Origin of the sequence: Streptomyces sp. NPDC058221 (assembly GCF_042882365.1) — a bacterium.
Classification (GTDB): domain Bacteria; phylum Actinomycetota; class Actinomycetes; order Streptomycetales; family Streptomycetaceae; genus Streptomyces.
The window spans coordinates 16,415-37,464 of the sequence record NZ_JBHVWF010000004.1; the positions used below are offsets into that span (position 1 = coordinate 16,415).

At 65.4% G+C, this 21,050-nt stretch carries 26 protein-coding genes and 4 pseudogenes; 19 read left to right on the top strand and 11 right to left on the bottom strand.

Annotated features, from left to right (window positions below):
* Window positions 1–5 precede the first annotated feature (5 nt).
* Window positions 6–527 carry a DUF4259 domain-containing protein gene (locus tag ACFVW8_RS02460; RefSeq protein WP_389685702.1) on the top strand — a complete coding sequence of 174 codons (522 nt, stop codon included), beginning with the start codon at window positions 6–8 and terminating at the stop codon, window positions 525–527.
* Window positions 528–703: 176 nt separating this feature from the next.
* Here the strand turns inward: ACFVW8_RS02460 and ACFVW8_RS02465 are convergent.
* Window positions 704–931, bottom strand: a pseudogene (locus ACFVW8_RS02465) (tyrosine-type recombinase/integrase); the annotation flags it as partial.
* Between ACFVW8_RS02465 and ACFVW8_RS02470 the strand changes: the two are divergent.
* Window positions 911–1,174 carry a hypothetical protein gene (locus tag ACFVW8_RS02470; protein WP_389685703.1) on the top strand — a complete coding sequence of 88 codons (264 nt, stop codon included), beginning with the start codon at window positions 911–913 and terminating at the stop codon, window positions 1,172–1,174. The pseudogene ACFVW8_RS02465 and the gene ACFVW8_RS02470 sit on opposite strands and share 21 nt — an antisense overlap.
* Window positions 1,175–1,732: 558 nt before the next feature.
* Here the strand turns inward: ACFVW8_RS02470 and ACFVW8_RS02475 are convergent.
* Together ACFVW8_RS02475 and ACFVW8_RS02480 are read right to left on the bottom strand one after the other, a co-directional pair.
* On the bottom strand, window positions 1,733–1,978 hold the full coding sequence (locus tag ACFVW8_RS02475) for a hypothetical protein (protein WP_109886519.1): 246 nt from the start codon (window positions 1,976–1,978) through the stop codon (window positions 1,733–1,735).
* Entirely contained in the window at window positions 1,966–2,208 is a 243-nt protein-coding gene (locus ACFVW8_RS02480) for a hypothetical protein (protein WP_381286631.1), read from the bottom strand. Before ACFVW8_RS02480 ends, ACFVW8_RS02475 begins: the two co-directional genes overlap by 13 nt.
* A 283-nt stretch (window positions 2,209–2,491) precedes the next feature.
* Here ACFVW8_RS02480 and ACFVW8_RS02485 point away from each other — a divergent pair, with 283 nt between their 5' ends.
* The 4 genes from ACFVW8_RS02485 (at window position 2,492) to ACFVW8_RS02500 (ending at window position 4,656) form a co-directional block, all read left to right on the top strand.
* Window positions 2,492–3,211: an XRE family transcriptional regulator gene (locus tag ACFVW8_RS02485; protein WP_389685806.1), complete on the top strand. Its 720-nt coding sequence runs from the start codon at window positions 2,492–2,494 to the stop codon at window positions 3,209–3,211.
* A gap of 2 nt (window positions 3,212–3,213) precedes the next feature.
* Window positions 3,214–3,684 (top strand): NUDIX domain-containing protein, encoded by a 471-nt coding sequence (locus tag ACFVW8_RS02490; protein WP_389685704.1) that lies wholly within the window; start codon window positions 3,214–3,216, stop codon window positions 3,682–3,684.
* 184 nt (window positions 3,685–3,868) lie between these two features.
* Window positions 3,869–4,240 (top strand): hypothetical protein, encoded by a 372-nt coding sequence (locus ACFVW8_RS02495; RefSeq protein WP_389685807.1) that lies wholly within the window; start codon window positions 3,869–3,871, stop codon window positions 4,238–4,240.
* Complete coding sequence (locus ACFVW8_RS02500) at window positions 4,213–4,656, top strand: Imm10 family immunity protein (protein ID WP_389685705.1); 444 nt, start codon at window positions 4,213–4,215, stop codon at window positions 4,654–4,656. The genes ACFVW8_RS02495 and ACFVW8_RS02500 overlap by 28 nt, the downstream gene beginning before the upstream one ends.
* Window positions 4,657–4,815: 159 nt before the next feature.
* On the opposite strand, the pseudogene ACFVW8_RS02505 reads toward ACFVW8_RS02500, so the two are convergent.
* Window positions 4,816–5,225 (bottom strand): annotated as a pseudogene (locus ACFVW8_RS02505) (site-specific integrase); the annotation flags it as partial.
* 628 nt (window positions 5,226–5,853) lie between these two features.
* Here ACFVW8_RS02505 and ACFVW8_RS02510 point away from each other — a divergent pair.
* Window positions 5,854–6,291, top strand: a complete 438-nt coding sequence (locus tag ACFVW8_RS02510) for a DUF4259 domain-containing protein (RefSeq protein ID WP_389685706.1) — start codon at window positions 5,854–5,856, stop codon at window positions 6,289–6,291.
* Window positions 6,292–6,336: 45 nt separating this feature from the next.
* Entirely contained in the window at window positions 6,337–6,840 is a 504-nt protein-coding gene (locus tag ACFVW8_RS02515; protein ID WP_389685707.1) for an SUKH-3 domain-containing protein, read from the top strand.
* A gap of 106 nt (window positions 6,841–6,946) precedes the next feature.
* Here ACFVW8_RS02515 and ACFVW8_RS02520 read toward each other — a convergent pair.
* Window positions 6,947–7,306 (bottom strand): annotated as a pseudogene (locus ACFVW8_RS02520) (tyrosine-type recombinase/integrase); the annotation flags it as partial.
* Between the two features lie 981 nt (window positions 7,307–8,287).
* On the opposite strand from ACFVW8_RS02520, the gene ACFVW8_RS02525 reads away from it, so the two are divergent.
* On the top strand, window positions 8,288–9,436 hold the full coding sequence (locus tag ACFVW8_RS02525; protein WP_389685808.1) for a Dyp-type peroxidase: 1,149 nt from the start codon (window positions 8,288–8,290) through the stop codon (window positions 9,434–9,436).
* 125 nt (window positions 9,437–9,561) lie between these two features.
* On the opposite strand, the gene ACFVW8_RS02530 is transcribed toward ACFVW8_RS02525, so the two are convergent.
* On the bottom strand, window positions 9,562–9,711 hold the full coding sequence (locus ACFVW8_RS02530; RefSeq protein WP_389685817.1) for a hypothetical protein: 150 nt from the start codon (window positions 9,709–9,711) through the stop codon (window positions 9,562–9,564).
* Between ACFVW8_RS02530 and ACFVW8_RS02535 the strand changes: the two are divergent.
* From ACFVW8_RS02535 to ACFVW8_RS02550, 4 genes and pseudogenes are all read left to right on the top strand, one after another.
* Window positions 9,683–9,953: pseudogene (locus ACFVW8_RS02535) on the top strand (XRE family transcriptional regulator); the annotation flags it as partial. The gene ACFVW8_RS02530 and the pseudogene ACFVW8_RS02535 overlap by 29 nt on opposite strands.
* 7 nt (window positions 9,954–9,960) lie before the next feature.
* Window positions 9,961–10,431, top strand: a complete 471-nt coding sequence (locus ACFVW8_RS02540) for an NUDIX domain-containing protein (RefSeq protein ID WP_389685708.1) — start codon at window positions 9,961–9,963, stop codon at window positions 10,429–10,431.
* Window positions 10,432–10,675: 244 nt separating this feature from the next.
* Window positions 10,676–11,665 carry a DUF3710 domain-containing protein gene (locus ACFVW8_RS02545; RefSeq protein ID WP_389685709.1) on the top strand — a complete coding sequence of 330 codons (990 nt, stop codon included), beginning with the start codon at window positions 10,676–10,678 and terminating at the stop codon, window positions 11,663–11,665.
* Window positions 11,666–11,801: 136 nt separating this feature from the next.
* Window positions 11,802–12,296 (top strand): hypothetical protein, encoded by a 495-nt coding sequence (locus tag ACFVW8_RS02550; RefSeq protein WP_389685710.1) that lies wholly within the window; start codon window positions 11,802–11,804, stop codon window positions 12,294–12,296.
* Between the two features lie 400 nt (window positions 12,297–12,696).
* Here the strand turns inward: ACFVW8_RS02550 and ACFVW8_RS02555 are convergent, their stop codons facing one another.
* Window positions 12,697–13,362, bottom strand: coding sequence for a TetR family transcriptional regulator (locus tag ACFVW8_RS02555; protein WP_389685711.1), 666 nt, complete (start codon window positions 13,360–13,362; stop codon window positions 12,697–12,699).
* Between the two features lie 98 nt (window positions 13,363–13,460).
* On the opposite strand from ACFVW8_RS02555, the gene ACFVW8_RS02560 reads away from it, so the two are divergent.
* From ACFVW8_RS02560 to ACFVW8_RS02570, 3 genes are all read left to right on the top strand, one after another.
* A complete protein-coding gene (locus tag ACFVW8_RS02560) occupies window positions 13,461–14,360 on the top strand; it encodes an SDR family NAD(P)-dependent oxidoreductase (protein WP_389685712.1) in 900 nt (299 codons plus the stop codon).
* A 159-nt stretch (window positions 14,361–14,519) separates the two neighbouring features.
* Entirely contained in the window at window positions 14,520–15,527 is a 1,008-nt protein-coding gene (locus tag ACFVW8_RS02565; RefSeq protein ID WP_389685713.1) for a hypothetical protein, read from the top strand.
* 78 nt (window positions 15,528–15,605) lie between these two features.
* A complete protein-coding gene (locus tag ACFVW8_RS02570; protein WP_389685809.1) occupies window positions 15,606–16,067 on the top strand; it encodes a GNAT family N-acetyltransferase in 462 nt (153 codons plus the stop codon).
* A gap of 36 nt (window positions 16,068–16,103) precedes the next feature.
* Here ACFVW8_RS02570 and ACFVW8_RS02575 read toward each other — a convergent pair whose 3' ends face one another.
* From ACFVW8_RS02575 to ACFVW8_RS02590, 4 genes are all read right to left on the bottom strand, one after another.
* On the bottom strand, window positions 16,104–16,523 hold the full coding sequence (locus ACFVW8_RS02575) for a RidA family protein (protein ID WP_389685714.1): 420 nt from the start codon (window positions 16,521–16,523) through the stop codon (window positions 16,104–16,106).
* A 68-nt stretch (window positions 16,524–16,591) separates the two neighbouring features.
* Window positions 16,592–17,500: a hypothetical protein gene (locus ACFVW8_RS02580; protein ID WP_389685715.1), complete on the bottom strand. Its 909-nt coding sequence runs from the start codon at window positions 17,498–17,500 to the stop codon at window positions 16,592–16,594.
* A 291-nt stretch (window positions 17,501–17,791) separates the two neighbouring features.
* Window positions 17,792–18,037: a DUF397 domain-containing protein gene (locus ACFVW8_RS02585; protein WP_389685716.1), complete on the bottom strand. Its 246-nt coding sequence runs from the start codon at window positions 18,035–18,037 to the stop codon at window positions 17,792–17,794.
* The gene (locus ACFVW8_RS02590; RefSeq protein ID WP_389685717.1) at window positions 18,034–18,900 is read right to left on the bottom strand and encodes a helix-turn-helix domain-containing protein; all 867 of its coding nucleotides are present in this window, start codon (window positions 18,898–18,900) and stop codon (window positions 18,034–18,036) included. The genes ACFVW8_RS02585 and ACFVW8_RS02590 overlap by 4 nt, the downstream gene beginning before the upstream one ends.
* A gap of 133 nt (window positions 18,901–19,033) precedes the next feature.
* Between ACFVW8_RS02590 and ACFVW8_RS02595 the strand changes: the two genes are divergently transcribed.
* The 3 genes from ACFVW8_RS02595 to ACFVW8_RS02605 all read left to right on the top strand — a co-directional run bounded on the left by ACFVW8_RS02595 (window position 19,034) and on the right by ACFVW8_RS02605 (window position 20,942).
* Window positions 19,034–19,525 carry an ATP-binding protein gene (locus ACFVW8_RS02595; RefSeq protein WP_389685718.1) on the top strand — a complete coding sequence of 164 codons (492 nt, stop codon included), beginning with the start codon at window positions 19,034–19,036 and terminating at the stop codon, window positions 19,523–19,525.
* A 71-nt stretch (window positions 19,526–19,596) separates the two neighbouring features.
* A complete protein-coding gene (locus ACFVW8_RS02600; protein WP_389685719.1) occupies window positions 19,597–20,214 on the top strand; it encodes a DUF4333 domain-containing protein in 618 nt (205 codons plus the stop codon).
* 71 nt (window positions 20,215–20,285) lie between these two features.
* Window positions 20,286–20,942 carry a maleylpyruvate isomerase N-terminal domain-containing protein gene (locus ACFVW8_RS02605; protein ID WP_389685720.1) on the top strand — a complete coding sequence of 219 codons (657 nt, stop codon included), beginning with the start codon at window positions 20,286–20,288 and terminating at the stop codon, window positions 20,940–20,942.
* The last annotated feature ends 108 nt before the right edge of the window (window positions 20,943–21,050 follow it).

Consider the following 21,050-nt stretch of genomic DNA (forward strand, 5'->3'; position numbering starts at 1 on the left):
GCGATATGGGGAAATGGGGATACGGGCCATTCGATAACGATGGCGCCGCAGACTTTGCTGGTGATTTGGATGCCACTCCGCTGTCTAGGCGGATTCAGACGATCCGAGCTGCCCTCGCCTCGGTGGCGGGCGACGGCAGCCCGCATATCGATGGTGGTAGAGCAGAGCTGGCAATCGCTGCCGCTGCGTTGACAGTCCGAGGGGTTGAGGGCGGCGATGAATTTCAATCTGCGACGTGGGGGCCGAATGGTGAGATTCCGCAGATCCCGAAAGAGCTGGCACCCCTGGCGCTCGAAGCGATTTCTCGCCTACTCGCCACAAGTAATGACTTGCGGGACGACTGGAGCGTGGAGGAGGAAGGCACTGAATGGCTTGCAATGCTCCGAAGGCTGAAAGCAGTGCTTGACAGAGAAAGTACTGCAGGGGTTCCCCTCTCCGCTCCAGGCGCCGAAGGTAAAAAGCAAGGGCCACAGAGGGCTAGACGAGCTGCGCATGAGGATGAATCCATCCAGGAAGGTCTTTGGTAATACCTTCAAGGTGGCTATCTGAATCAACTGAATGAAGGGTCATGAAGGCGTGAGCCGTGACTTCGTCACGTCATCTGATCATGGAGAATTCGGTAGCCCGGCAAATGCGAGGGTCCCCTCCGCGCTTCTGCGCGGAGGGGACCCTCGGGTCGTTGACGGCAACGGTGACGGCAACGTCAGCGGACGACGGCTGTGTCGGGTGGGTCGTCGGGGTCGTTGCCGGTGGGGCTGAGCGCGTTGCTGAGGGTGTCGATGGCTTGGCGTTGGAGGCGGAGTCGGACGTGGGCGTACACGGTGGCGGTGATGCCGATGTGGGCGTGGCTGAGGAGTTCCTTGATGATGACGAGTTCGACGCCCTGTTCCAGGAACAAGGGGGCTGTCGAGTGTCGGAGGTCGTGGAAGCGGGGCTGACCTCAGCAACGAAGACCTGCTGGCGCGAGAAGCGGAGCTGGACCAACGATGGGTCGCCCTCCGGGAGGAGCATCAGCGGCTTCAGCGAGCGCCGCAAGATCAAGCGAGAGAAGAGCCGGCGCGGCCTGTTCCTGCCACCCCTGCATGACGACGGCGCCGAGCCGGACATGTCGCCGAGCGAGAAGCTGAACGCCGCGCTGGCCGAATCGAAGAAGCGCCGGCAACAGCGGCCCTGACCATCGACCGGGCAACTCGATCAGTGGGTGAGCTGTTCAGAGTTTCTTTACTTGATCAAGGGCGTCCCGCTGACGCGGGCCGCCGCGCGCCGGCGGTCGGTGCCCGCCGCCCGCTCCTGTCTGCCGCCCCGCTGGCGACGGCCGCCGACCACTCGGCGCGCAGAGCCCGGGAGCGTAGCCGGACCACCAATCGGAAGCCCCGGTCCGAGCGGTCAGCAGCAGACTGGCCGGGCTCCTGAGAAGCGCCCGGCGGGCTCGCGCAGTCCCGTACGCCCATGCTTGCTGCCTAGCTGGGGGCCGTGACGATGGAGATAACTGGGCTGATGCCGGTGCGGGGTTGAGCGAGACACACGTGGCGGGTGATCGGTCGGCGCGCCCGCCGTCGTGGCTGACTTTCTGTGGCAGAGGCCAGAACTCCCACAGCCATGGGCACGGCACACACGTGAGTGCCCGTCCCTGCCGGGGCTGACGAGGAGGGGGAGCCTCGATCGGCTGCGCCCGGCAGGGACGGGAGTCGGGTGGGTCAGCGCGGTGCGGCGCCTGGGCGAGCGACGCGGGTCACGTCTGGCGCCAGGTCCGCCAGGGGCGGGTGATGATCTCCCGGTAAGTGTGGTGGGACGGGTTCTGACCGCAGTGCCGCAGCACCCACTCCTGCGGTTCGGCGAAGTCCTCGCTCGTCGGTGAGGTCTCTCCGTCCACGGCGCACTGCATCGCGTACAGGACCGGTTCCGCGTCCGGCTCGCGGTCGGGCTGGAGCGTCCAGGTCTCGTAGCGCAGGACCGAGCGCGGGGTCACCGTCCCCACCTCCGGTTGGCCACGGCCACCTTCGCGCTCAACTCCTCCGTCGGAGTCGGCGTACGTACGTCTTCGGGTGGCACGTCCCACTCCTGGCCACCGCGCGGTGGCCGAAGCTGCACGTACGGCCCCACATGCCCTATCACCACGCCCACCTTGCCGCTTCGCCGGTCGACCACCAGGGCGCCGGCATCGGGCGAGACGGTGTGCCCGTCGGCATCAGGGGTGGGGGCCGTCATCGTGACCACCCCGGCGAGGCGGCGCGGGGCCGGGCGTCCAGTCGCAGGGCGGGAACACGTGGGGTGGCGCACATTCGCACGGTGACGCTCCTCGGCGGCGTTGATGCGTGCCCCTTGGGCCTGTTGGTGCCGCAGGGTTGGCACCGATCCTCACGCCGGTCACCGGGACGAAGGAACCTCCACCAAACCCCACTTCGGGACGTCCCGCACCGTGTAGAACGTCCCTAGTGCCGTCCTGGGACGAAGGGGGAGACTCGTGCCGAACGAGAGACTACGAGCCGTCATGGCGGCGGGAGGCTGGACGTACGCCGCACTCGCTCAGCAGGTCGAGGTTGACCCCAAGTCGGTCGAGCGCTGGGTGAACCTCGGGCGTACCCCACGTCGTGCCACAGCCCTCCAGGCGGCCAAGGCCCTGGGAGAAGACGTGCACGCACTCTGGCCGGCGCTCCGTCAGGCCCGCCCCGCTCGCGCCATCAGCCCTGAACTGGTCGCGCTCTACGAGCAGCGGGCCGACCTCCCCGTCTCGACGTTCACCGACCTGATGGCCCAGGCCCGGGAGCGGATCGACATCCTCGTCTACGCGGCCGTCTTCCTCCACGAGGCGTACCCGCGGCTGAACGAACTCCTCACCGAACGCGCCGCCGAAGGCTGCACCGTCCGCATCGCGATCGGGGACGCTGACAGCGGCAACGTCCAAGCCCGCGGCCAGGAGGAGCGGTTCGGGCACGGCATCGAATCCCGCTGCCGCCTCGCACTCATGCACTACAAGCCGCTCGCCGACACCCCCGGCATCGAAGTCCGCACCCACAGCACCACGCTCTACAACTCCCTCTACCGCGCCGACGACCAGCAACTCGTTAACGCACACGTCTGGGGCGTCAACGCGTACGCCGCCCCCGTGTGGCACCTTCGCCGACATCAGGAGAGCGGCATGTTCGACACCTACACCGGCAGCTTCGACGCCGTGTGGGCGACCGCGACCCCCGTACGAGAGGAAGACTGACCGTGGCCCGCACCGAGTACTACGACGACCCCAACGCGCCCAAGCCGAACAGCATGGTCGTCGCCGCATCCGCCGTCGTCACCGACGACCACGGGCGCATCCTCCTCCAACGCCGCCGCGACAACGACCTATGGGCCCTGCCCGGAGGCGGAATGGACCTCACCGACTCCCTGTCAGGCACAGCCGTCCGCGAGGTCAAAGAGGAGACCGGCCTCGACGTCGAGATCACTGGCCTGGTCGGCACCTACACCGACCCGAAACACATCATCGCCTACACCGACGGCGAGGTCCGGCGACAGTTCAACGTCTGCTTCACCGCCCGCATCACCGGCGGCCAACTGGCAATCTCCGACGAGTCCACCGAACTCCGGTTCGTACTGCCTGAAGAGATCGAGCAGTTGCCGATGCACCACACCCAACGACTCAGGCTCCAGCACTTCCTGGAACAGCACGAGAAGCCGTACCTGGGCTGAACCATCTGACGGCAGTAGCGACGGCAACAACCCCGCACAACCACGGACATCCACGCACCTCACCGGACCAGCAGACCGCACTTGACCTGCGAAAAGGCAGGTCAAAGGCTTCGCGTAGCACACGTACTATGTGCTGGCGGGCGCCATGCCGGTCCTGGTTCATAACACTGGCGGCAACGGGCACATGTGCGATATCTCTGTGACGTCGTCAGATGGAAGCACGAGCGATATCTCGCTGGAGAGCGGCGATATGACGCCTGAAGAGGCTGGGCTCGGGTATCCCAACAACTCGGCTTTCACGCACACGGAGCATCGATTCTCGCGCATGGCGGGTGCTTCCACGGGGTCGAAGGTTTCACTGCCGAATGACCCATTCGCTGGCAAGTTCCCGTTGAGTTCCGGTGATGCGGTTAGGATGCAAGGCCAACTCCCTCCCTGCTCACGGTGTAAGGGTGCGATGAACCGTATGGTCAGCGAGTTGGGGGTGTCGGTCACGTATGAATGGTCCGGCGCCAAGGGGGCTGGGTCATGGACAGCCGGAAGGAGGAGGCGCTAACAATGAGATTGACCGCCGCAGAGGTTGGGTTCTTCGAGGATTACGAGGACGAAGAGGCCCTTGAGGTGGGCGTTGCCGGAGTGGACGAGTCTGGTTCCCCGAGATCGTTCTCATTTCAGCGATCCACGTACGAACCAGATGAGCAGGAAATTCAGTCTGGAATGGATTCCTACAACGTCTCTACTGAGCGAGGCTTCACCGTATACGGATGCCTGCGAAGCGTGCGGCTCTCCAATATGGTTCTCACGCTGGAATTCGCCGCTGAGGATGCAGAGATTCTTGAGATCTCAACGCCCGTTGAAGTGAATCTAAGCGAAGCGCAGATGGATGAGGAAGATCTGCCTCGGAAGCTTCGTAAGATTCTGGACTGGGGCTCTCCTGAGAAGCGGCCGAATTTGATTGGATTGGACGTTTAGGATCCGCCCACCGGCGCGTAGGTTGCGCTTCTTGAGGGGCTCCGTTACGTCATTCCCTCATGGAGAATTCGGTAGCTCTATACATGCGAGGGTCCCCTCCGTGCTTCTGCACGGAGGGGACCCTCGGGTCGTTTGACGGCAACGGTGACGGCAACGTCGGCGGACGACGGCTGTGGCGGGTGGGTCGTCGGGGTCGTCGCTGGTGGGGCTGAGGGCGTTGCCGAGGGTGTCGATGGCTTGGCGTTGGAGGCGGAGTCGGTCGTGGGCGTAGACGCCGGCGGTGACGCCGATGTGGGCGTGGCCGAGGAGTTCCTTGATGACGACGAGGTCGACGCCTTGTTCCAGGAGCAGGGTGGCGGTCGAGTGTCGGAGGCCGTGGAAGCGGATGCGGCGGAGTCCGGCCTGGTCGAGGAGCCGGCCGAAGCGGCGGGTCATGTTGGCGGGGTCGAGTGGCCCGCCGGTCGGAGGGGACGGTGGATGCTGGCCGTACCGCTGTCGAGGTCGAGGTCTTCCCAGTGCAGGCAGAGGAGTTCACCCTTGCGGAGGCCGGTGCGCAGGGCAGGATCAAAGCCTGCCCGAGTTGCCGGCCAGCGTACGGCCCCCTGACCATGCCCGACCCCAACCCGAACAGGACACCGGCCAAAGCCCACTCCACCGCCCTCACGCGCGTAGCCGTCTGATGGCAACGCCGACGGCAACAGGGACGCGCAATACGACACTTCGACGCACGCCCACGGACTGGCCGAATTCCGCTGACCTGCGAAAATGCAGATGACAGCACCTCAGCACGCACACGTACTATGTGCTGGCGGGCGAAACTCCGGTGCTGGTTCACAACTCAAATTGTGGGCCGGGTACGAAGTTTGATGTGCCGACCGGGCCAGGCATCTACACCATTCACCTCAATGACGGAACGAAGTATGTAGGAAGCTCAACGTCGAGCATTAGAGAGCGAGTGAATAAGTCGATGCGATCCAAACATGCGGTCCGCAAGGCCGGATACACATCGGATGACGTGGTGAATGTCACCTACTTCAGTCTGCCTGCCGGGACAAGCAAGACGGCGATCCGCCGCATGGAACAGACCATGATGGAGGGCGTTAAGGCGAGAGGTGGAACTCTCCTTAACCGAAGAGACCCAGAGATCGAAGTTCCAATCGGCGGATACCTACCGCAAGCCTCTAACTGGAGTTAGTGATGGGAACCTGGGGTTCAGGTCCGTTCGACAGCGACACGGCTGAGGACTTCCTCGATGAGCTGGAAGAACAGTCGGCTCCGCAGCGGCTAGCGGTCGTGCAGAGCACGTTCCGTTCCGCTGTTGAGGGGGGTGGGAGCTCCTCTTCCTCGGTACTGCCAGAGGAGGTGATGGCTGCTGCGGCGGTGGTTGCGGCAAATATCCCTGCTGGGCACTCTCTGACTTGGGACGAGGAATATCCGGGCATCACAGAATGGCTAGCAAAACCAATCGCGCAGGCCCTGGCGTCATCTGCTGTCCAAGCGCTGGAAGTGGCATTGCCCGCAGACGGTTGGTTCTGGCGAAGCTGGGTTGATACTGAGGAGAGAGCTGAGGCCCAGGCTGCGATTGACCGCTTGCGGTCTGTGTTGCGCCCCGTCAGTGAAGGTGAATCTCGATAACTGATCTTTGATATCGAGGTCAGGCCCGAGCCTAGGGATCAATCCATGATGCGATTCGACTCGCTCAGCGAGGAGTTGCTTGGGGCGCTTGTTGCGTCCGGATGGAGCGCGGACAGGAAAGTTGACGCCGGTCAATGGGTAAAGCCGTTGGAAGGTGAAGGGTACCGGGCTCACTCATTGGCCGAAGAAATCCTCGCTGCGGTGGGAGGGCTCTCGATCGAGCCGGTCAATCGAGTCGGCCCGAACTTCAGTAATGACGAGCCTTACAATTTCGATCCCCTCGCCGCTGGGTCAGGGCAGCGTGATCTAGCGGAAGAGGTGGAGAGCGTTCTCGGCGGGGACTATTTCCCAATCGGTGAATGGCTCAGTTATTCAAGCGTGTTCGTCGAGGCTGGGGGGAGGATGGTTGCTGCTGGTATGGGCTGGATTTGGGAGCTCGGTTCCACCTTTGAGGACTCCCTGGAGTTGGCAGTCTGCGCGAATCGCCCGCTGGTCTGCCTGCATTCCGATCCGGGACTCGATCCTTGGACGATACCTGATTCCCGTTAACGAATCTCGGCCGCGTCGAGCATCGTCTGACGGCTTCTCGTCGGGTTGACGGCCGTAGCTGACGGCAACGGCGGCGGACACAGCGGCGTCCGCCGCCGTCTGGCTGTCAGGGGCGGTCGAGCGCGTGGCCGAGTAGGTCGATGGCGTGGAGCTGAAGGCGGATGCGTACGTGGGTGTAGACGGTGGCGGTGACGCCGATGTGGGCGTGGCCCAAGAGTTCCTTGATCGCGACGAGTTCGACGCTCTGTTCCAGGAGGAGGGTGGCCGCTGAGTGCCGGAGGTCGTGGAATCGGATCACGCGTATCCCGGCACGGTCCAGGGGGCCGCCGACCGGGGTGATGAACATGAGGCCGATGCCTGCCCAGCCCGACTCGGCAGTTTGGCGTCCGTCCTGCTGCCGCTCCTTGCGGATCTTGAGGGAGCTGACACATTCGGTGGGGAGGACGATGCGGCGTTCGGAGGCGCGGGGGGCTTATCTATCTCTCTCCTAGCGCCTACAATAATAAATCCGGTAGTGAAATGGAGGCGGTCGGCAGATTCCCAATTGGATCAATTTAATTCACAGGACTGGGCGGAATGAGTTTACCGTGAACGGCGTGCTACGCAAACGCGCCAGTTCTTGAGGGGGGCGTATGCTAAGGGGCTTGCCACTTCTTGCCGCCGCGATTGAGGTCGTAAGGCGAATTCAGCCCGAAGGGCCCCTTGTTGGGGCGGAGTCAACGATCAGACGGCCTGATGGTGATGATTTCCCAAACAAATCCGCTGCCTGGACCGTGGAGTTGGGCAATTTGGGCGGTGAGGTCACTGTTTGGGAGGATGGTAGTGCGGAGCTTGGCCTGGTCGATTTATCGACAAATGATGTACATTCTGAGCACCGGCAGTTATACGACCTGAGCGGTGTTCAAGTCGCAGTAGAGGTCGTTCGTGAGTGGGTAGTTGGGCGTCGGCTGCCTAACAGCGGCTAGCATAATGAGGTCAGTCGGATGTGACCGGAACGGGAACCCTCTGTGTGAATCACGGTTTGGATTCGTGACGGTGCGATCGATCCGATTCACACGGAAATATGAGGCGTTCGATGATTAATATGCAGGTGCGCAAAGAAACTGGTGACATCCTGGTACGCGGAACGGCTGAGCTGGATTGGATGAAGACTCTGCGGTGCGTGGATGCGGACAGGTCTCCTCTCCTGGGGAGCTTGCTGCCGTTTGCGGACACAATGTTCAGCTCGCGGCAGACGGTGAGGCTTCGGAATGAGATTTCCGATCAGTCCATGCGTGAGCTTCTTGGGGTTGGCTCAGTGGTAGAGATCGAATAACTTTGCCTGAAAGTGGAGGGTGGATCGTACCTCTACTTATGGTTCCTGGGAGACTAGCGGATACGTGTCGAGGGCCCCGGGTTAGTAACTCCGTTCTCGTTGTGGAATTTGTGAATCTACGCCCAAGTGGCGATGTTGGCCGTGATCGCCGACCTGGCAGAGCGTCTGGAGACGGCTGATGACGCGGTTGCTCGAAGACCGGGAGGGGTGTTGAAGCGACGTTCAGTGGTGGTCGGCTCCGTGATTGGTGGAGTCGCTTTGGCGGGGGGTGGCGCGTTGCTCGGGAAGCGAGCATTCGACGCGGTGGCGGATTCGGCTCGTGTCGCTCCTGAGGGTCTGTTGGAGCGTGCTGTAGCCCCGCGCACGGTTGTCATATCTATTGATGCCGGGAGCCGGGCCACGGAGGGGTTGGAGTCGGACCTGCGGCGTGTGGTGAGAAGTGTGAATGCTGTGCGGTCGGACGTGCTGGACGCCGGTGTGGGGCTCGGAGCGTCCCTCGTCAGGGGTGAAGCGAGGCCGCGGCAGTTGACCGCTATGCCGGTCTTCGCGGGGGATGTGCTTGATCCGGCACGGTCGCACGGGGATCTGCTCATTCAGTTTTCCGGGCAGGATCGCACCAGCATCGCAGCAGCTGCCGAGCGCGTTCTGAAGGAGTTGGCCGGGTGGCGGGTGCGTTGGCGCATCGAGGGTTTCCGCGCCGAGAACAGAGTCGAGAGCGGGAGAGGGCTTGCGCGTAACCCCTTCCACTTCACCGAGGGGTTCGGGAATCCGGACGATGTCCGTGGCGTCGCAGATCGTGCTCTTGTCCGGGCTGATCAGGGTGAGCCGGATTGGGCCGTCGGTGGGAGTTACCAGGTCGTGCGTGTCGTCCAGCTTGCGACCGAGTTGTGGGACAAGGACTCCGTTCATGAGCAGGAACGCATCATCGGCCGTCGTAGGGACGGGCGTTGGCTAGATGGGACGCCGGACGGGGAGCAGCCCAATTTTGCTGCCGATCCCAAGGGGAGGTTCACGCCGCTTGATTCGCATGTGCGGCTTGCGGCTCCTGACCGTCGTGATCCGCCGGCGATCGTGCGCCGTGGTTACAGCTATGACCGTGGTGACGGGGACGCTGGGTTGATCTTTTCCTGCTTTCAGCGGGATCTGGCGAAGGGGTTCGAGGCTGTGCAGAAGCGGCTGGAGGGTGAGGCCATGGCCAAGTACATGCTCACCACCGGGGGTGGGTACTTCTTCGTGCCACCGCCCGGCGACGCGTGGGTGGATGCCCTGTTCCGGGCTTGATAGGACAGTAGGAAACTTCAGGTCGCGGGGGTTCACGAGTGCAGGGGAGTCTCGGTCGGCTGCACCCGGCAGGGACGGGAGTCGGGTGGGTCAGTGCGGTGCGGCGCCTGGGCGAGTGACCCGGATCAATCCTGGCGCCAGGTCCGGCAGGGGCGGGTGATGATCTCCCGGTAGGTGTGGTGGGACGGGTTCTGGCCGCAGTGCCGCAGGACCCAGTCCTGCGGTTCGGCGAAGTCCTCGCGTGCCATCGAATCCCGCTGCCGCCTCGCGCTCATGCATTACAAGCCGCTCGCCGACACCCCCGGCATCGAAGTCCGCACCCACGGCACCACGCTCTACAACTCCCTCTACCGCGCCGACGATCAGCAACTCGTCAATGCCCATGTCGGGGGCGTCAACGTACGCCGCCCCCGTATGGCATCTTCGCCGTCACGAGACAGGCGGCATGTTCGACACCTACGCCGACAGCTTCGACGCCGTGTGGACGACGACAACCCCCGTACGAGAGGAAGGCTGACCTGACCGTGGCCCGCACCGAGTACTACGACGACCCCATCGCGCCCAAGACGAACAGCATGGTCGTCGCCGCATCCGCCGTCGTCACCGACGACCACGGACGCATCCTCCTCCAGCGCCGCAGCGACAACGACCTATGGGCCCTGCCCGGAGGCGGAATGGACCTCACCGATTCCCTGCCAGGCACGGCAGTGCGTGAGGTGAAAGAGGAGACCGGCCTCGACCTGGAAATCAGCGGCCTGGTCGGCACGTACACCGACCCGAAACACATCATCGCCTACACCGACGGCGAGGTCCGCCGACAGTTCAACATCTGCTTCACCGCCCGCATCACTGGCGGCCGGCTGGAGATCTCCGACGAGTCCACCGAACTCCGGTTCGTGCCGCCGGAAGAGATCGAGCAGCTGCCGATGCACCACACCCAACGACTCAGGATCCAACACTTCCTGGAACCGCGCGAAAAACCGCACCTGGGCTGAACCGCCTGACGGCAGTTGCGACGGCAACAACCCCGCACAACCTCAGATGCCCATGCACTTCACCGGACCGGCAAACCGCAAGATTCTGGAGAGCCCGTGGTGAAGCACCGCCAGTCGTCATACTGGGCGGGGACCACGCCGGGGGCTGTCCAGAAGGTTATAGACGGCCCGCAGGGCCCCGGAAGTCATGGCGTCGCAGAGGCGATAGTTGCTCTAGGGATGGTCGCGTGGAAAGGATCTCGGTATGTCAATAGATGGTGGCGGGGACGCTAAAAGTGTCGCGAGAGAAATATTAAATAATTTCACGGAAACAGGAACGATTCTCCCGGAGCTCTCGCTCGCGGCTGAGGAGGACGTAACCAACCGCGTAACTCCGGCCCTGATGATCAGAGTTGCGGTTCTGGTCATTGCCCATGGACGCTGGAGTGACGGTATTCCAACGGCTGAGATATTGGGGGGTTCCGTTCCCTCCCTCTCGCGAAAAGACCTGCTGACGTGGTCCGAGGCATCTCTTGGTGATGTTTCCGCGGCCAAGAGAGCAGAATCCGAGGGTCTCTTCTCCCTGCTGAACTCGACGCGTGTGTTGTCGGCCCTGGTTACAGAAGAGTCCATTTCTGCTGAGAGTCTTGGCAGATTGTTCGATTTGGCGGAGCAGCTGTGTCTCGAATTCCTTGGAGATGGTGGCGTTTCGCGAAGAGGGAGAGGGTATGGCCCATGGGATGTCAGTGAATATGCTGCACCTTTGGTTGGATTGGTCGATCTGGGAGGGGTTAGGGTCCCGGCTTTTGAGCATATGGAAATTAAAGCAATGGAGACCGGGTCGGACACGGTCGCTGTCACTTTGAAGAAAGGTGGGACTGCAATACAGCTGCAGGCCTATATCACTAAGGGAGGGGAGTCATGGGATCTATTCCGTTTGGAGATGGTAAATAAACTGCGCGCCCAGGGTTGTGCGGTGAATGAATTCGGCGGTAGGGCTGGGCTGGAAATTAGGGCATCTGTTCCGGTGGAAATGGGTACCGGGAAATCGGGCATCAGGAAAGTGAAGGTTATCGGATGTGACGGTCCGGGCTGGTTTTTGAGGGGGTTTGTCAGTGGAGCCGGAGCTGAGCCCGAAAGCAGAGATGAATGGCCTTACGAGATCTTCTCGGGAACGGTCGTTGTCAGCACCGGTCCAGTGTGTACCCACGGAGACTTCGTCAGCCTCCGCTTGCGAGTACCAGGACTGGCATAATCTCGCTGTATTGTCGTCGCGGTATTTTGAATGGCGGAATGTAAATTGCTACTGAACTTGAATGGGCGATGCCGTGGAACGGTGAGTGTGGTGACCCGTGCTGCTCAGCAGATGGCCCCTGCGTCAAGATGAGCGCATGACCGAGAGCGATGCGGACCTGTTGGTGTTGCTGCGCGAGCTCGATGATCCGGAGTGGCTGGAGTGGCCGCAGCACTATGACCGTGGCGAGGCCGCTGTCCGCTTCGGTGTTCTGGTGGCCCGGCTCGAAGGTGACTTCGCAGCTCGCTGCGCGGCCGAGCAGGACACCCAGGACTCAAGCGAGTACGGACGCGTCGTCGTGCCCGGGAACGCAACCGTATGCGGCACCCGGATCGTCGTCTGCGTGAGCAAGTTCGGGTCACTGGCTCTCGTCTGCGCCGACAACCCGGGCGCGTTCCTCGGAACGAATGACGCTCAGGACGAGGGTGAGCTGGACGGCGCGGACCTTGCCAAGGTCAACCGGGCGCTGGTCGAGCTTGGCTATGTCGTGGTTGCCGAGGAACTGCTGGAGAGCGACTACGACGGGCCGAGCCGACTGCCCCGGCACATTCAGCGGCCCAGTTGGTCGGATCGCTTCTTTGGCATCTTTTGATGATCACCCCGACAGGGGCAAGCCGGTGCCGGCCAGGCATCCGTCGAGCGCCTCCGGCCTGTACTGCAACATCCGGCGGACAGGTTGCCGATGTCGCGTTTGACCAGGGACCTGTTGCCCTCCTGCGGGTTGGGGTCCGGGGCGTATGCCGGTAGCTGGAACACGGTGAGCTATGGGTGATGCCATGGTCAAGTACGTGCTCACCACCGGGGGTGGGTACTTCTTCGTGCCACCGCCCGGCGACGTATGGATGGACGCACTGTTCCAGACTTGAGGAAGCGGGGCGGCTTGCGCACGACGGCGCTGGGATCGAGGAGTCGCCGGTCAGTGACGGCAGTCTGGCCGACCTCCTGGCTGGACCTGGCCGGGTACGAGCATCCTGAGCGCGGGGCGGGAAGGCTCAGGCGCGCGGCAGTACGCCAAGGAGTGTCGAGGTGAAGGAGGCTCGCAGGGCGTCCCGCAGGTCCAGGTGGAGCACGGCGAGGGCGGGCTCGTCCGCGTAGGCGGCGAGGAGGCTGGGTGGCGGTGGGACGTACGCCGACAGGGCGCCCGCCGAGACCAGGCTCATCAGGCAGAACAGCTGCGCGTCGTCGCCGAGTTCGGGCACGTGGCGGCGCACGAGCTCGACCATGGCCGCGAGCCGGGTGAGGGAGGAGCGCTTGTGGCGCTTGACCACCTCGACCGAGACGTTGTGTTCAAGGACGCCGCCCTGCGCGCCGAAGAGGTCGCACAGCACCACCCGGTCCGCCAGTGACCGGCTGAGGATCTCGGCCAGCTGACCGGCTCGCACGTCCGGTGACGCGTGCGCCTCGATGCCCTCGGCCAGCTCACTCTCCAGCTCGGCCAGCCAGTTCCCCAGGAAGTCGTCCAGCAGTTCCAGCAGTACCGCCTCACGTGACTCGAAGTAGCGCAGGACGTTCGACTTGGCCAGGCCCACCCGTCGGCTGAGCTCGTTGAGGCTCACCTCGGCCACCGGCATCTCGTCGAGCATCGCCGCCGCCGTGTCCAGGATCGCCCGGCGGCGGATCTCCCGCTGCTCCTCGCTTCGCGCCCGCTGGAATGTCACGCCCCCAGCCTAGCTTAAAGACCACCGGTCCCTTGACAGTAGACCGCCGGTCTCTTACGTTTGTTGTTAACAGACCGATGGTTTTTTAGGAGTCAGTGATGAGTGCCGACTGGACCGAGCAGCACATTCCCGACCAGCACGGCCGGGTGGCGATCGTGACCGGCGCCAACACCGGGCTGGGCTTCGAGACCGCCCGGATGCTCGCCGAGCGCGGGGCGGCGGTGGTCCTGGCCGTCCGCGACGTCGAGAAGGGCAAGCGGGCAGCCGGCCGCATCACCGGCGACGTCACCGTCCAGGCCCTCGACCTGACCTCCCTGGACTCGATCCGGTCCGCAGCGGCCGACCTGCGTACCGCCCACCCGCGCATCGACCTTCTGATCAACAACGCGGGCGTGATGTACACCCCGAAGCAGACCACCGCCGACGGCTTCGAGCTGCAGTTCGGCACCAACCACCTCGGCCACTTCGCCCTGACCGGCCTGCTGCTGGACCGGCTCCTGCCCGTCCCCGGCTCCCGCGTCGTCACGGTCAGCAGCACCGGCCACCGCATCCGGGCCGCCATCCACTTCGACGACCTCCAGTGGGAGCGCTCGTACAGCCGCACCGCCGCCTACGGCCAGGCCAAACTCGCCAACCTGATGTTCACGTACGAACTGCAACGCCGACTCGCACCGCACGGCACCACGGTCGCGGTGGCGGCCCACCCCGGCGTGTCCAACACCGAACTCACCCGCAACACCCCCGCTGCGCTTCGGGTGCCCGTCACCTGGCTCGCGCCGCTGCTCACCCAAAAGGCCGAGATGGGCGCCCTGCCCACCCTGCGCGCCGCCACCGACCCCGCCGTCATCGGCGGCCAGTACTACGGCCCCGCCGGCCGGGGCGAGATCCGCGGCTACCCGAAGCTGGTCGCCTCCAGCCCCGATTCCCACGACCGGGCCGTCCAGCAGCGCCTGTGGACCGTCTCCGAGGAGCTCACCGGGGTCACGTTCTCAGTGTGACTCCACGTGTGACTCCACAGCGGCGGGATTCCTGAGGCCGCAACCGGAGTCCCGGCTTCTGCGAACCGAGGGTGTCGGTGCCGTCCTGAACGTCCCGTCCATCGAGCAGCTATGAGACAGGATGAGTCAGGACAGTCCTCCCGACACCAGAGGTTGAGTGTGAGTGTGTTCTCCCGAGGGCGGCGCTGGGCGCGGACTGCGGGCGGCGTCAGGGACGTCCATCTGCTGCTGGCCGCCGGTATCGCCACGGTGCTGGTCACCAGGTCGTACCTGGCCGCGACGGGCTATCCGCAAGTAGGGAACGGCACCCTCCACATCGCCCACGCACTGTGGGGCGGAATGCTCATGCTCGCCGGGCTGCTGACGGCCCTGATGTTCACGGACACGGCCGCCCGTACGTGGACCGCGCTGCTCGGCGGTGTCGGGTTCGGCCTCTTCGTGGACGAGGTCGGCAAGTTCATCACTCAGAAGAACGACTACTTCTTCCGGCCCGCAGCCGCGATCATCTATCTCCTGTTCGCCGGCTTGCTGCTGCTGGCGGCCCAGGTACGCGACACAGGTGCCGCACGGGCCGGAAGAGACATCGCAGGCGCCGCAGCCGTGGCTGCGGCCGGGCTGAGCTCCGGTCTGACCCCGGCCAGGCGGGCCTCGGCACAGAGGATCCTGGACGGCCAGGAGGGAGAAACTGCGCAACTGGTCCAGCAGCTCCTTGACGCCGCCCCCGCCCGTCCCCAGCGCTGGTCGGTGCAGCCGCTGGTTCGACGACTGGCAGGCGTGACAGCGTGGTTGGCCGGACAAGGCTGGTTCATCGTGCTCGTCTTCGGGCTGTTCGTGTTCTCCCGCCTGATCGCCGCCACGGTGTTCGTCGACCAGGCTCTGCCCGTGATTGCCGGCCATGCACCACCGCCAGGGCATCAGGCCGAGGCCGTGATCGCGAGCGCCGTCACCCGCACGTTGGAGGCCGTCATCGTGGTGGTCGGTGCCGTGCGATGGCGCAGCAGTCGCCAGGCCGCCTACGGGTGGTTCACGACGGCGCTGCTCTTCAACCTGTTCGTCACGCAGATCTTCAACTTCACCGACAGCCAGTTCGGCGCCCTCGCCGAGCTTCCGTTCCTCCTGCTCGTTCTCGCCATGCTGACCTATCACCGGCAACGGGCGCGTGCCTAGAATCCCGGCGTGAATCACAGCGCGCACGCCATACAGATCAGGCGGGGAAGCCCTGCCGACGCACCCATCGTTCTCGACATGCTCGACGCCGCCGTGGCCTGGATGAACGCGCGCGGCAACACCCAGCAATGGGGCACGAAGCCGTACTCCCAGATCCCCGGCGGGCCTGAGCGGGTCGAGCGGTACACGACCGTGAACGACTCGTACATCGCGGAGTTGGACGGCACGCCCGTCGGCACCCTCGTCCTGGACTCCGGTCCCAATCCACAGGTGCCGATCCCCACGGCCGACGAGCCGGAGCGCTACATCCGGCTCCTGGTCAGCGATCGAAAGCACGCCGGACAGGGCATCGGCGCGGTACTGCTGGCCCATGCCGTCGAGGAAGCCCGTCGGGCCGGTGTGGGGCTGCTGCGGGTCGACTGCTGGGCGGGTGGCGGAGGCGAGCTGGTGGCGTACTACGAGCGCAACGGGTTCACCGCCACGGAACCCTTCCTGGCCGGGACCTGGCCGGGGCAGGTGCTGGCCAGGCGGGTCGACTGACGGCCCTCAGCCGGAGCAGGGGACTGGCGCGCGCCCTCAGTCGGGCAGCGCCACCGTGAGGTCCACCTCCACGAGCTGGCCCGTGAAGCCGAGTTGGGCGACGCCCAGCAGGGTGCTGGCAGTGGTGAACGCCGGGCCGAGAGGCGAGTCGGTCAGCCGCTGCCAGGCCGCTCCCAGGGCGGGCTGCTCGTCGCTGCGTACGTAGATCACCGAACGGACGACGTCGAGCGGCCCGGCGCCCACCGCCGCCAGCGCGGTCATCGCGTTCGCGGCCACCTGGTCGATCTGCCGCTCCAGGTCCCCCTCCCCGACGAGCGCACCGCTGCCGTCGAGCGGGCACTGTCCGGCGAGATAGGCCGTCCGGCCGGTCTCGACGACGGTGATGTGGTGATAGCCGGGCGTCTCGTGCAGGGGAGCGGGATTGATGCGCGTGATCTTGGTCTTCGCAGTAGTCATGCGTACGAGTCTGACGGGCTCGGCTGCCGGACCGCACCGGCATTTACGCCCATGCGGTCCGGTCGGCCTCAGGCGGGTGTCAGCTGGTGGCTCTCGGATGCGCAGGAGTCGCACAGACCGGGCTCGGATGCCCTGAACGCGCGGTCGCAGTCGTCGCAGTTCTGGAGCGGTACGGCACGGTAGGCGGCCGGGAGCGAGCGCCCTGACGGGAGGAGCGCGGTGAGCCGGTGCCGCAGCAGCTTCGCCGGGAACCTCAGCGGCCGGGGAAGGTCCGCCGTGAGCGCGTGACGTACGGCAGCGGGGGAGGCGCCCCGCTCGAACCACGCCGCCACGGCAGGCATCAGCTGCTCGATATCGGCCTCGGTCAGGACCAGTTGGGCGTCCTGGTCACGCAGCCCGACGAGCAGATCCGCGGCCGCGTGCAGCAGCTGCGGCCTGGGGTTGTGCGGCCTCGGCAAGGGAGGCGGCGGGGGCTTCTGAGCCGTGGGTACGGGGACGAGCCGGGGCGCGACTGCGACTGCCTCTGCCTCTGCGGGCTGCGGCGGTACGGGCGGCGGGGGCGGGGATGCCGGTGTTACGGGCGGCGCGGAGTCCGGTGCGGGGCGCCTTCGCTGCCGTTCCTTGCCGTGTGCGGCGGCCTGCGGGTGGTTGTAGGACACCGTGCGCGTGTGCACCCGGCCGTCACGCCCGTGCACCCGCGTCCGCTTCAGGTAGCCGTGCTCTTCCAGCTCACGCAGGGCGGCGGCGATGCGCTGCTCGCTCTCGGGGAACCGCTCCACCAGGTGCTTGATGCCGACCTTCGCTCCGGGCGGCAGCGACTGGATGTGCACGGCCAGACCGATCGCGGTGAGCGAGAGCTCGGCGTGCTGGCTGAGGTGATTGCCCACGACCGTGAAGCCGCTGGTGTGCCGAATGTTGACATGCACCACACCGGAGGACGGGGCTGAAGGGGGCGCGATAATCTGGCGAGCAGCCATCGGGAAGGTCTCTGCTTCCTGGTTGGTCAGGCCCTCGTTCGGGATTGGCGTCCCGGCGGGGGTCGTCTCATTTCTGAAGTTTGGTGCGGCGAGCATATGCCAGGCAACCCGGTCCAAATCCAGCCCAGTTGGCAAACCTCACCCGTGCGGGTGACGGGTCCGCCGGGTGGGTTGGGTTGGTGAAAATTTCTTTCCCCAAGTGCTTTAAAGCCTTTTACGTCGTGGGCCGCCGCGACGTGGCCATCCGGGTCGCGGCCGCCCGGGTCGCGCCCACCCGCGACCCGGTGCTGATCAGGCCTTTTGGGCGTATGCGACGAAGGTGGACCAGGCGGTCGGGGTGACGTCGAAGTGGGGGCGCTGGGTGTTCTTGGAGTCGCGGACGTGGATGGTGGTGGGGGAGGTGGCGACCTCGATGCACTCGCCGCCACCGCCGCTGCTGTAACTGGACTTCCGCCAGTCGTAGGCGACCTCGACGCAGGTTCCGCCCTCGCCGCCGCTGTAACTGCTCTTGAACCAGTGCAGTTGCTCGGTGTTCATCGCTCTCCCAGCATCTTCTCGATCAGCGTCAGGGACTCCCTCGGGGTGAGAGCCTGCGCTCGCATAATCCCATAGCGCTCGTTGACCACGCGGACCTCGTCCGGGTCAGTGATGAGGCGGGCGTGACCTTGAACTTCGGTGTAGGCGACTTCGTTTCGGCCCTTGGGCGTCAGCAGTGTGAAGGGCCCATCCATAGAAGGGTGCTCCTCGCGCTCGGTCGGCATCACTTGCAGCTCGACCGTTCTCATGAGGCCTACTTGGCACAGGCGGCGCAGTTGATTGAGGTGAACGGTTCGACCGCCGATCGGTCGTTGCAGTACTGCTTCTTCCAGGACGAAGCTGAAGGTCGGCGCAGGCCAGCGCTCGAAGATCGACTGACGAGCAAGTCGGTCGGCGACACGCTTCTCGACGGTCTCTTCGTTCAGGAGGGGACGGCGCCGGGTGAAGATCGCCCGGGCGTACTCCTCGGTTTGGAGCAAGCCGGGGACAGCCTGATTGCTGTACTCGTGCAGCGCAACCGCCTCCGCCTCCGCCCGCGCATAGTCCCGGAACCAGTCCGGGTGCCGCGTCCGGGACCGGGTCAGCGCGTCCCGTACCTCTTCCATGGCGGCCACCAGTACGCCGCCCGCGTTCAGGACCTCGTCGGCGCGGACCAGGAAGTCCGGTTGAGGTGTGCGTACGCCCCGTTCCATCGCGGAGATCAGGTCCTCGCCGCAATGGGTTGCCGTGGCCAGGTCCCGCTGGCTCATTCCCGCGCGCTCGCGCAGGACCTTGATCTGTCTCCCCAGCGCCCTGAACAGGTGCGCCGTGCCGTCCGACTCGGCCGGTCGCTCCGGTCGTTCTTCCCGTTGCGCGTTCGCCATCTGCCCCGTACCGCCTCTGTCCGTCCGGTCACGGCCCGACACCCGTACAGCCGGACAGGCGCGTCCGTACAGCTTCCCGGAGTCGTGGTGTCACTCCTGGTCAGCGTACGAGCACGCGGCCACGCTGAGTCACATGAACGCCGAAATCACCCTTGTGGACGCCGAGTTCGTCCAACGTTTCAGCTCTACCCGCCGTGGCGCGCGGCTCGCCCGTCGGCTGGCTGTGCACCAGCTGGACGAGTGGGGCGTGCCGTACGGGAGCGAGCTGTCCGACGACGTGGCGGTGGTCGTGGCCGAGCTGGCGGCCAACGCGGTCCTGCACGGGTACGTGACGGGGCGGGACTTCGAGCTGCGGTTGTCGATGCCGACCGGTGCGGGCGGAGTCCGCGTCGAGGTGTCGGACGCGCGAGGGGAGCGGCGGCCGGAAGTGCGTGCGGGTGAGGGCGGTGCCGAGGCGGGCTACGGCCTCCGGCTCGTCGCGGGCCTGGCGGCGAACTGGGGTGTGGCGGAGCGTGTGGTCGGCAAGACGGTGTGGGCCGAGGTCGGGGTGGTGGACGGGGATAGCGAGGAGGGCCGCCGAAGGGGCGATTATGGTGTTAGCTTTGCCCGCCAGGTCTTGACATGAACACTTGATCCAGGGGGCGCATGCGGCAGTCAGCGCGGAGTCGGATGGCGATGCGAACGGTGGCGGGGGCCATGACAGTGCTCTTCGCCGTGGGCTGTTCGGCGAGCGTGGGCTCGAAGGTCGTGAAGAAGGACGAGGTCGAGAAGCAGGCCTCGGCGGCCCTGAGCAAGAAGGTCGGCCGGGACCCGGACTCCGTCAGCTGCAAGGACGACCTCAAGGCCGAGGTGGGCGAGACGGTGCGCTGCACGCTCACCGCGGGCGGTACGAAGCTGGGCATGACGGCCACCGCGAAGTCCGTCGACGGCGACAACGTCAAGATGGACTTCAAGGTCGACGACGCCCCCGCTGCCGGCGGCTCCGCCGACCCGTCACCCGGCAACTCGGTGGATCCCGCGCCCAGTGACTCCGCCCAGCCCACCGATGCGGCCAGCCCCGGTGTCGGTGGCGGGGAGCCGTCGGTGGAGAAGGCCGAGGTCGCCCGTCAGGGCAAGGCCGCCCTGACAGCGCAGGCGGGCAAGGCGCCCGACGCTTTCTCCTGCAAGGAGAATCTGCCGGCCCGCGTGAACGCCACGGTCCGCTGCCAGTTGGCGTCGGACGGCAAGCTGTACGGCGTGACGGTCACCGCGACGTCCGTCATCGGCGGCAAGGTCAAGATGAACTTCAAGGTCGACAGCACCCCGAACGGCTGACCCGGGGAACTGAACCCGGGCGGGGCGTGAAATCGCCCGCGCCCGGGGGCGGGCGCTGCTAGCTTGCGGCCGTGGACCACTTCTCACTCTCCTGGACAGCACTGCGCGCAGCAGTGGCCGAACTCGCGGACGAGGACTTCGCCCGGCCGTCCGGCTGTGCCGGCTGGCTCGTGCGGGACCTGGTCTGCCATCTGGTCATCGACGCCCAGGACGTCCTGATCACGCTCGCCACCCCCGCCGAGACGGAGCCGACCCGGGACGCGGTGACGTACTGGGAGGTCGCGGACACGCCTCCCACCGGCGACGACCCACTCGACGCGCTGACCGTCCGGCTGGCGGCCGCGTACGGCGAACCGTGGCTGCTCAAGTTCCACTTCGACGACGTCGGCTCGGCCGCCGGCCGCGCGGCCGGGCTCGCCGCGCCGGGCCTCCGGGTCAGTACCCGCGACGAGGTGTACACCGTGACGGACTACCTCTCGGTGTACGTCCTGGAGAGCACGCTGCACCACCTCGACCTGATCGCCCACCTTCCGGACGCGGCGGATCCGCCCGCGGAGGGGCTGGCGCGGGCGCGCGAGCTGCTGAGTGCGATTGCCGGTACGGAGTTTCCGGCGTCGTTCTCCGACAAGGACGCGCTCCTCGTCGGCACCGGCCGGCGCCGCCCGACGGAGGCCGAGACGGCCGAACTCGGCGAGTTCGCCGGGAGGCTCCCTCTGATCATCGGCTGACGGGCCGCCTGGCGGGCCGCCTCACCCCTCTCCTATTTCGCTACGGCCGTTGCGTAATGCGGCCGGTGGCGCTACTTTCGTTTTACGAAACGACCGTAGCGATAAGGG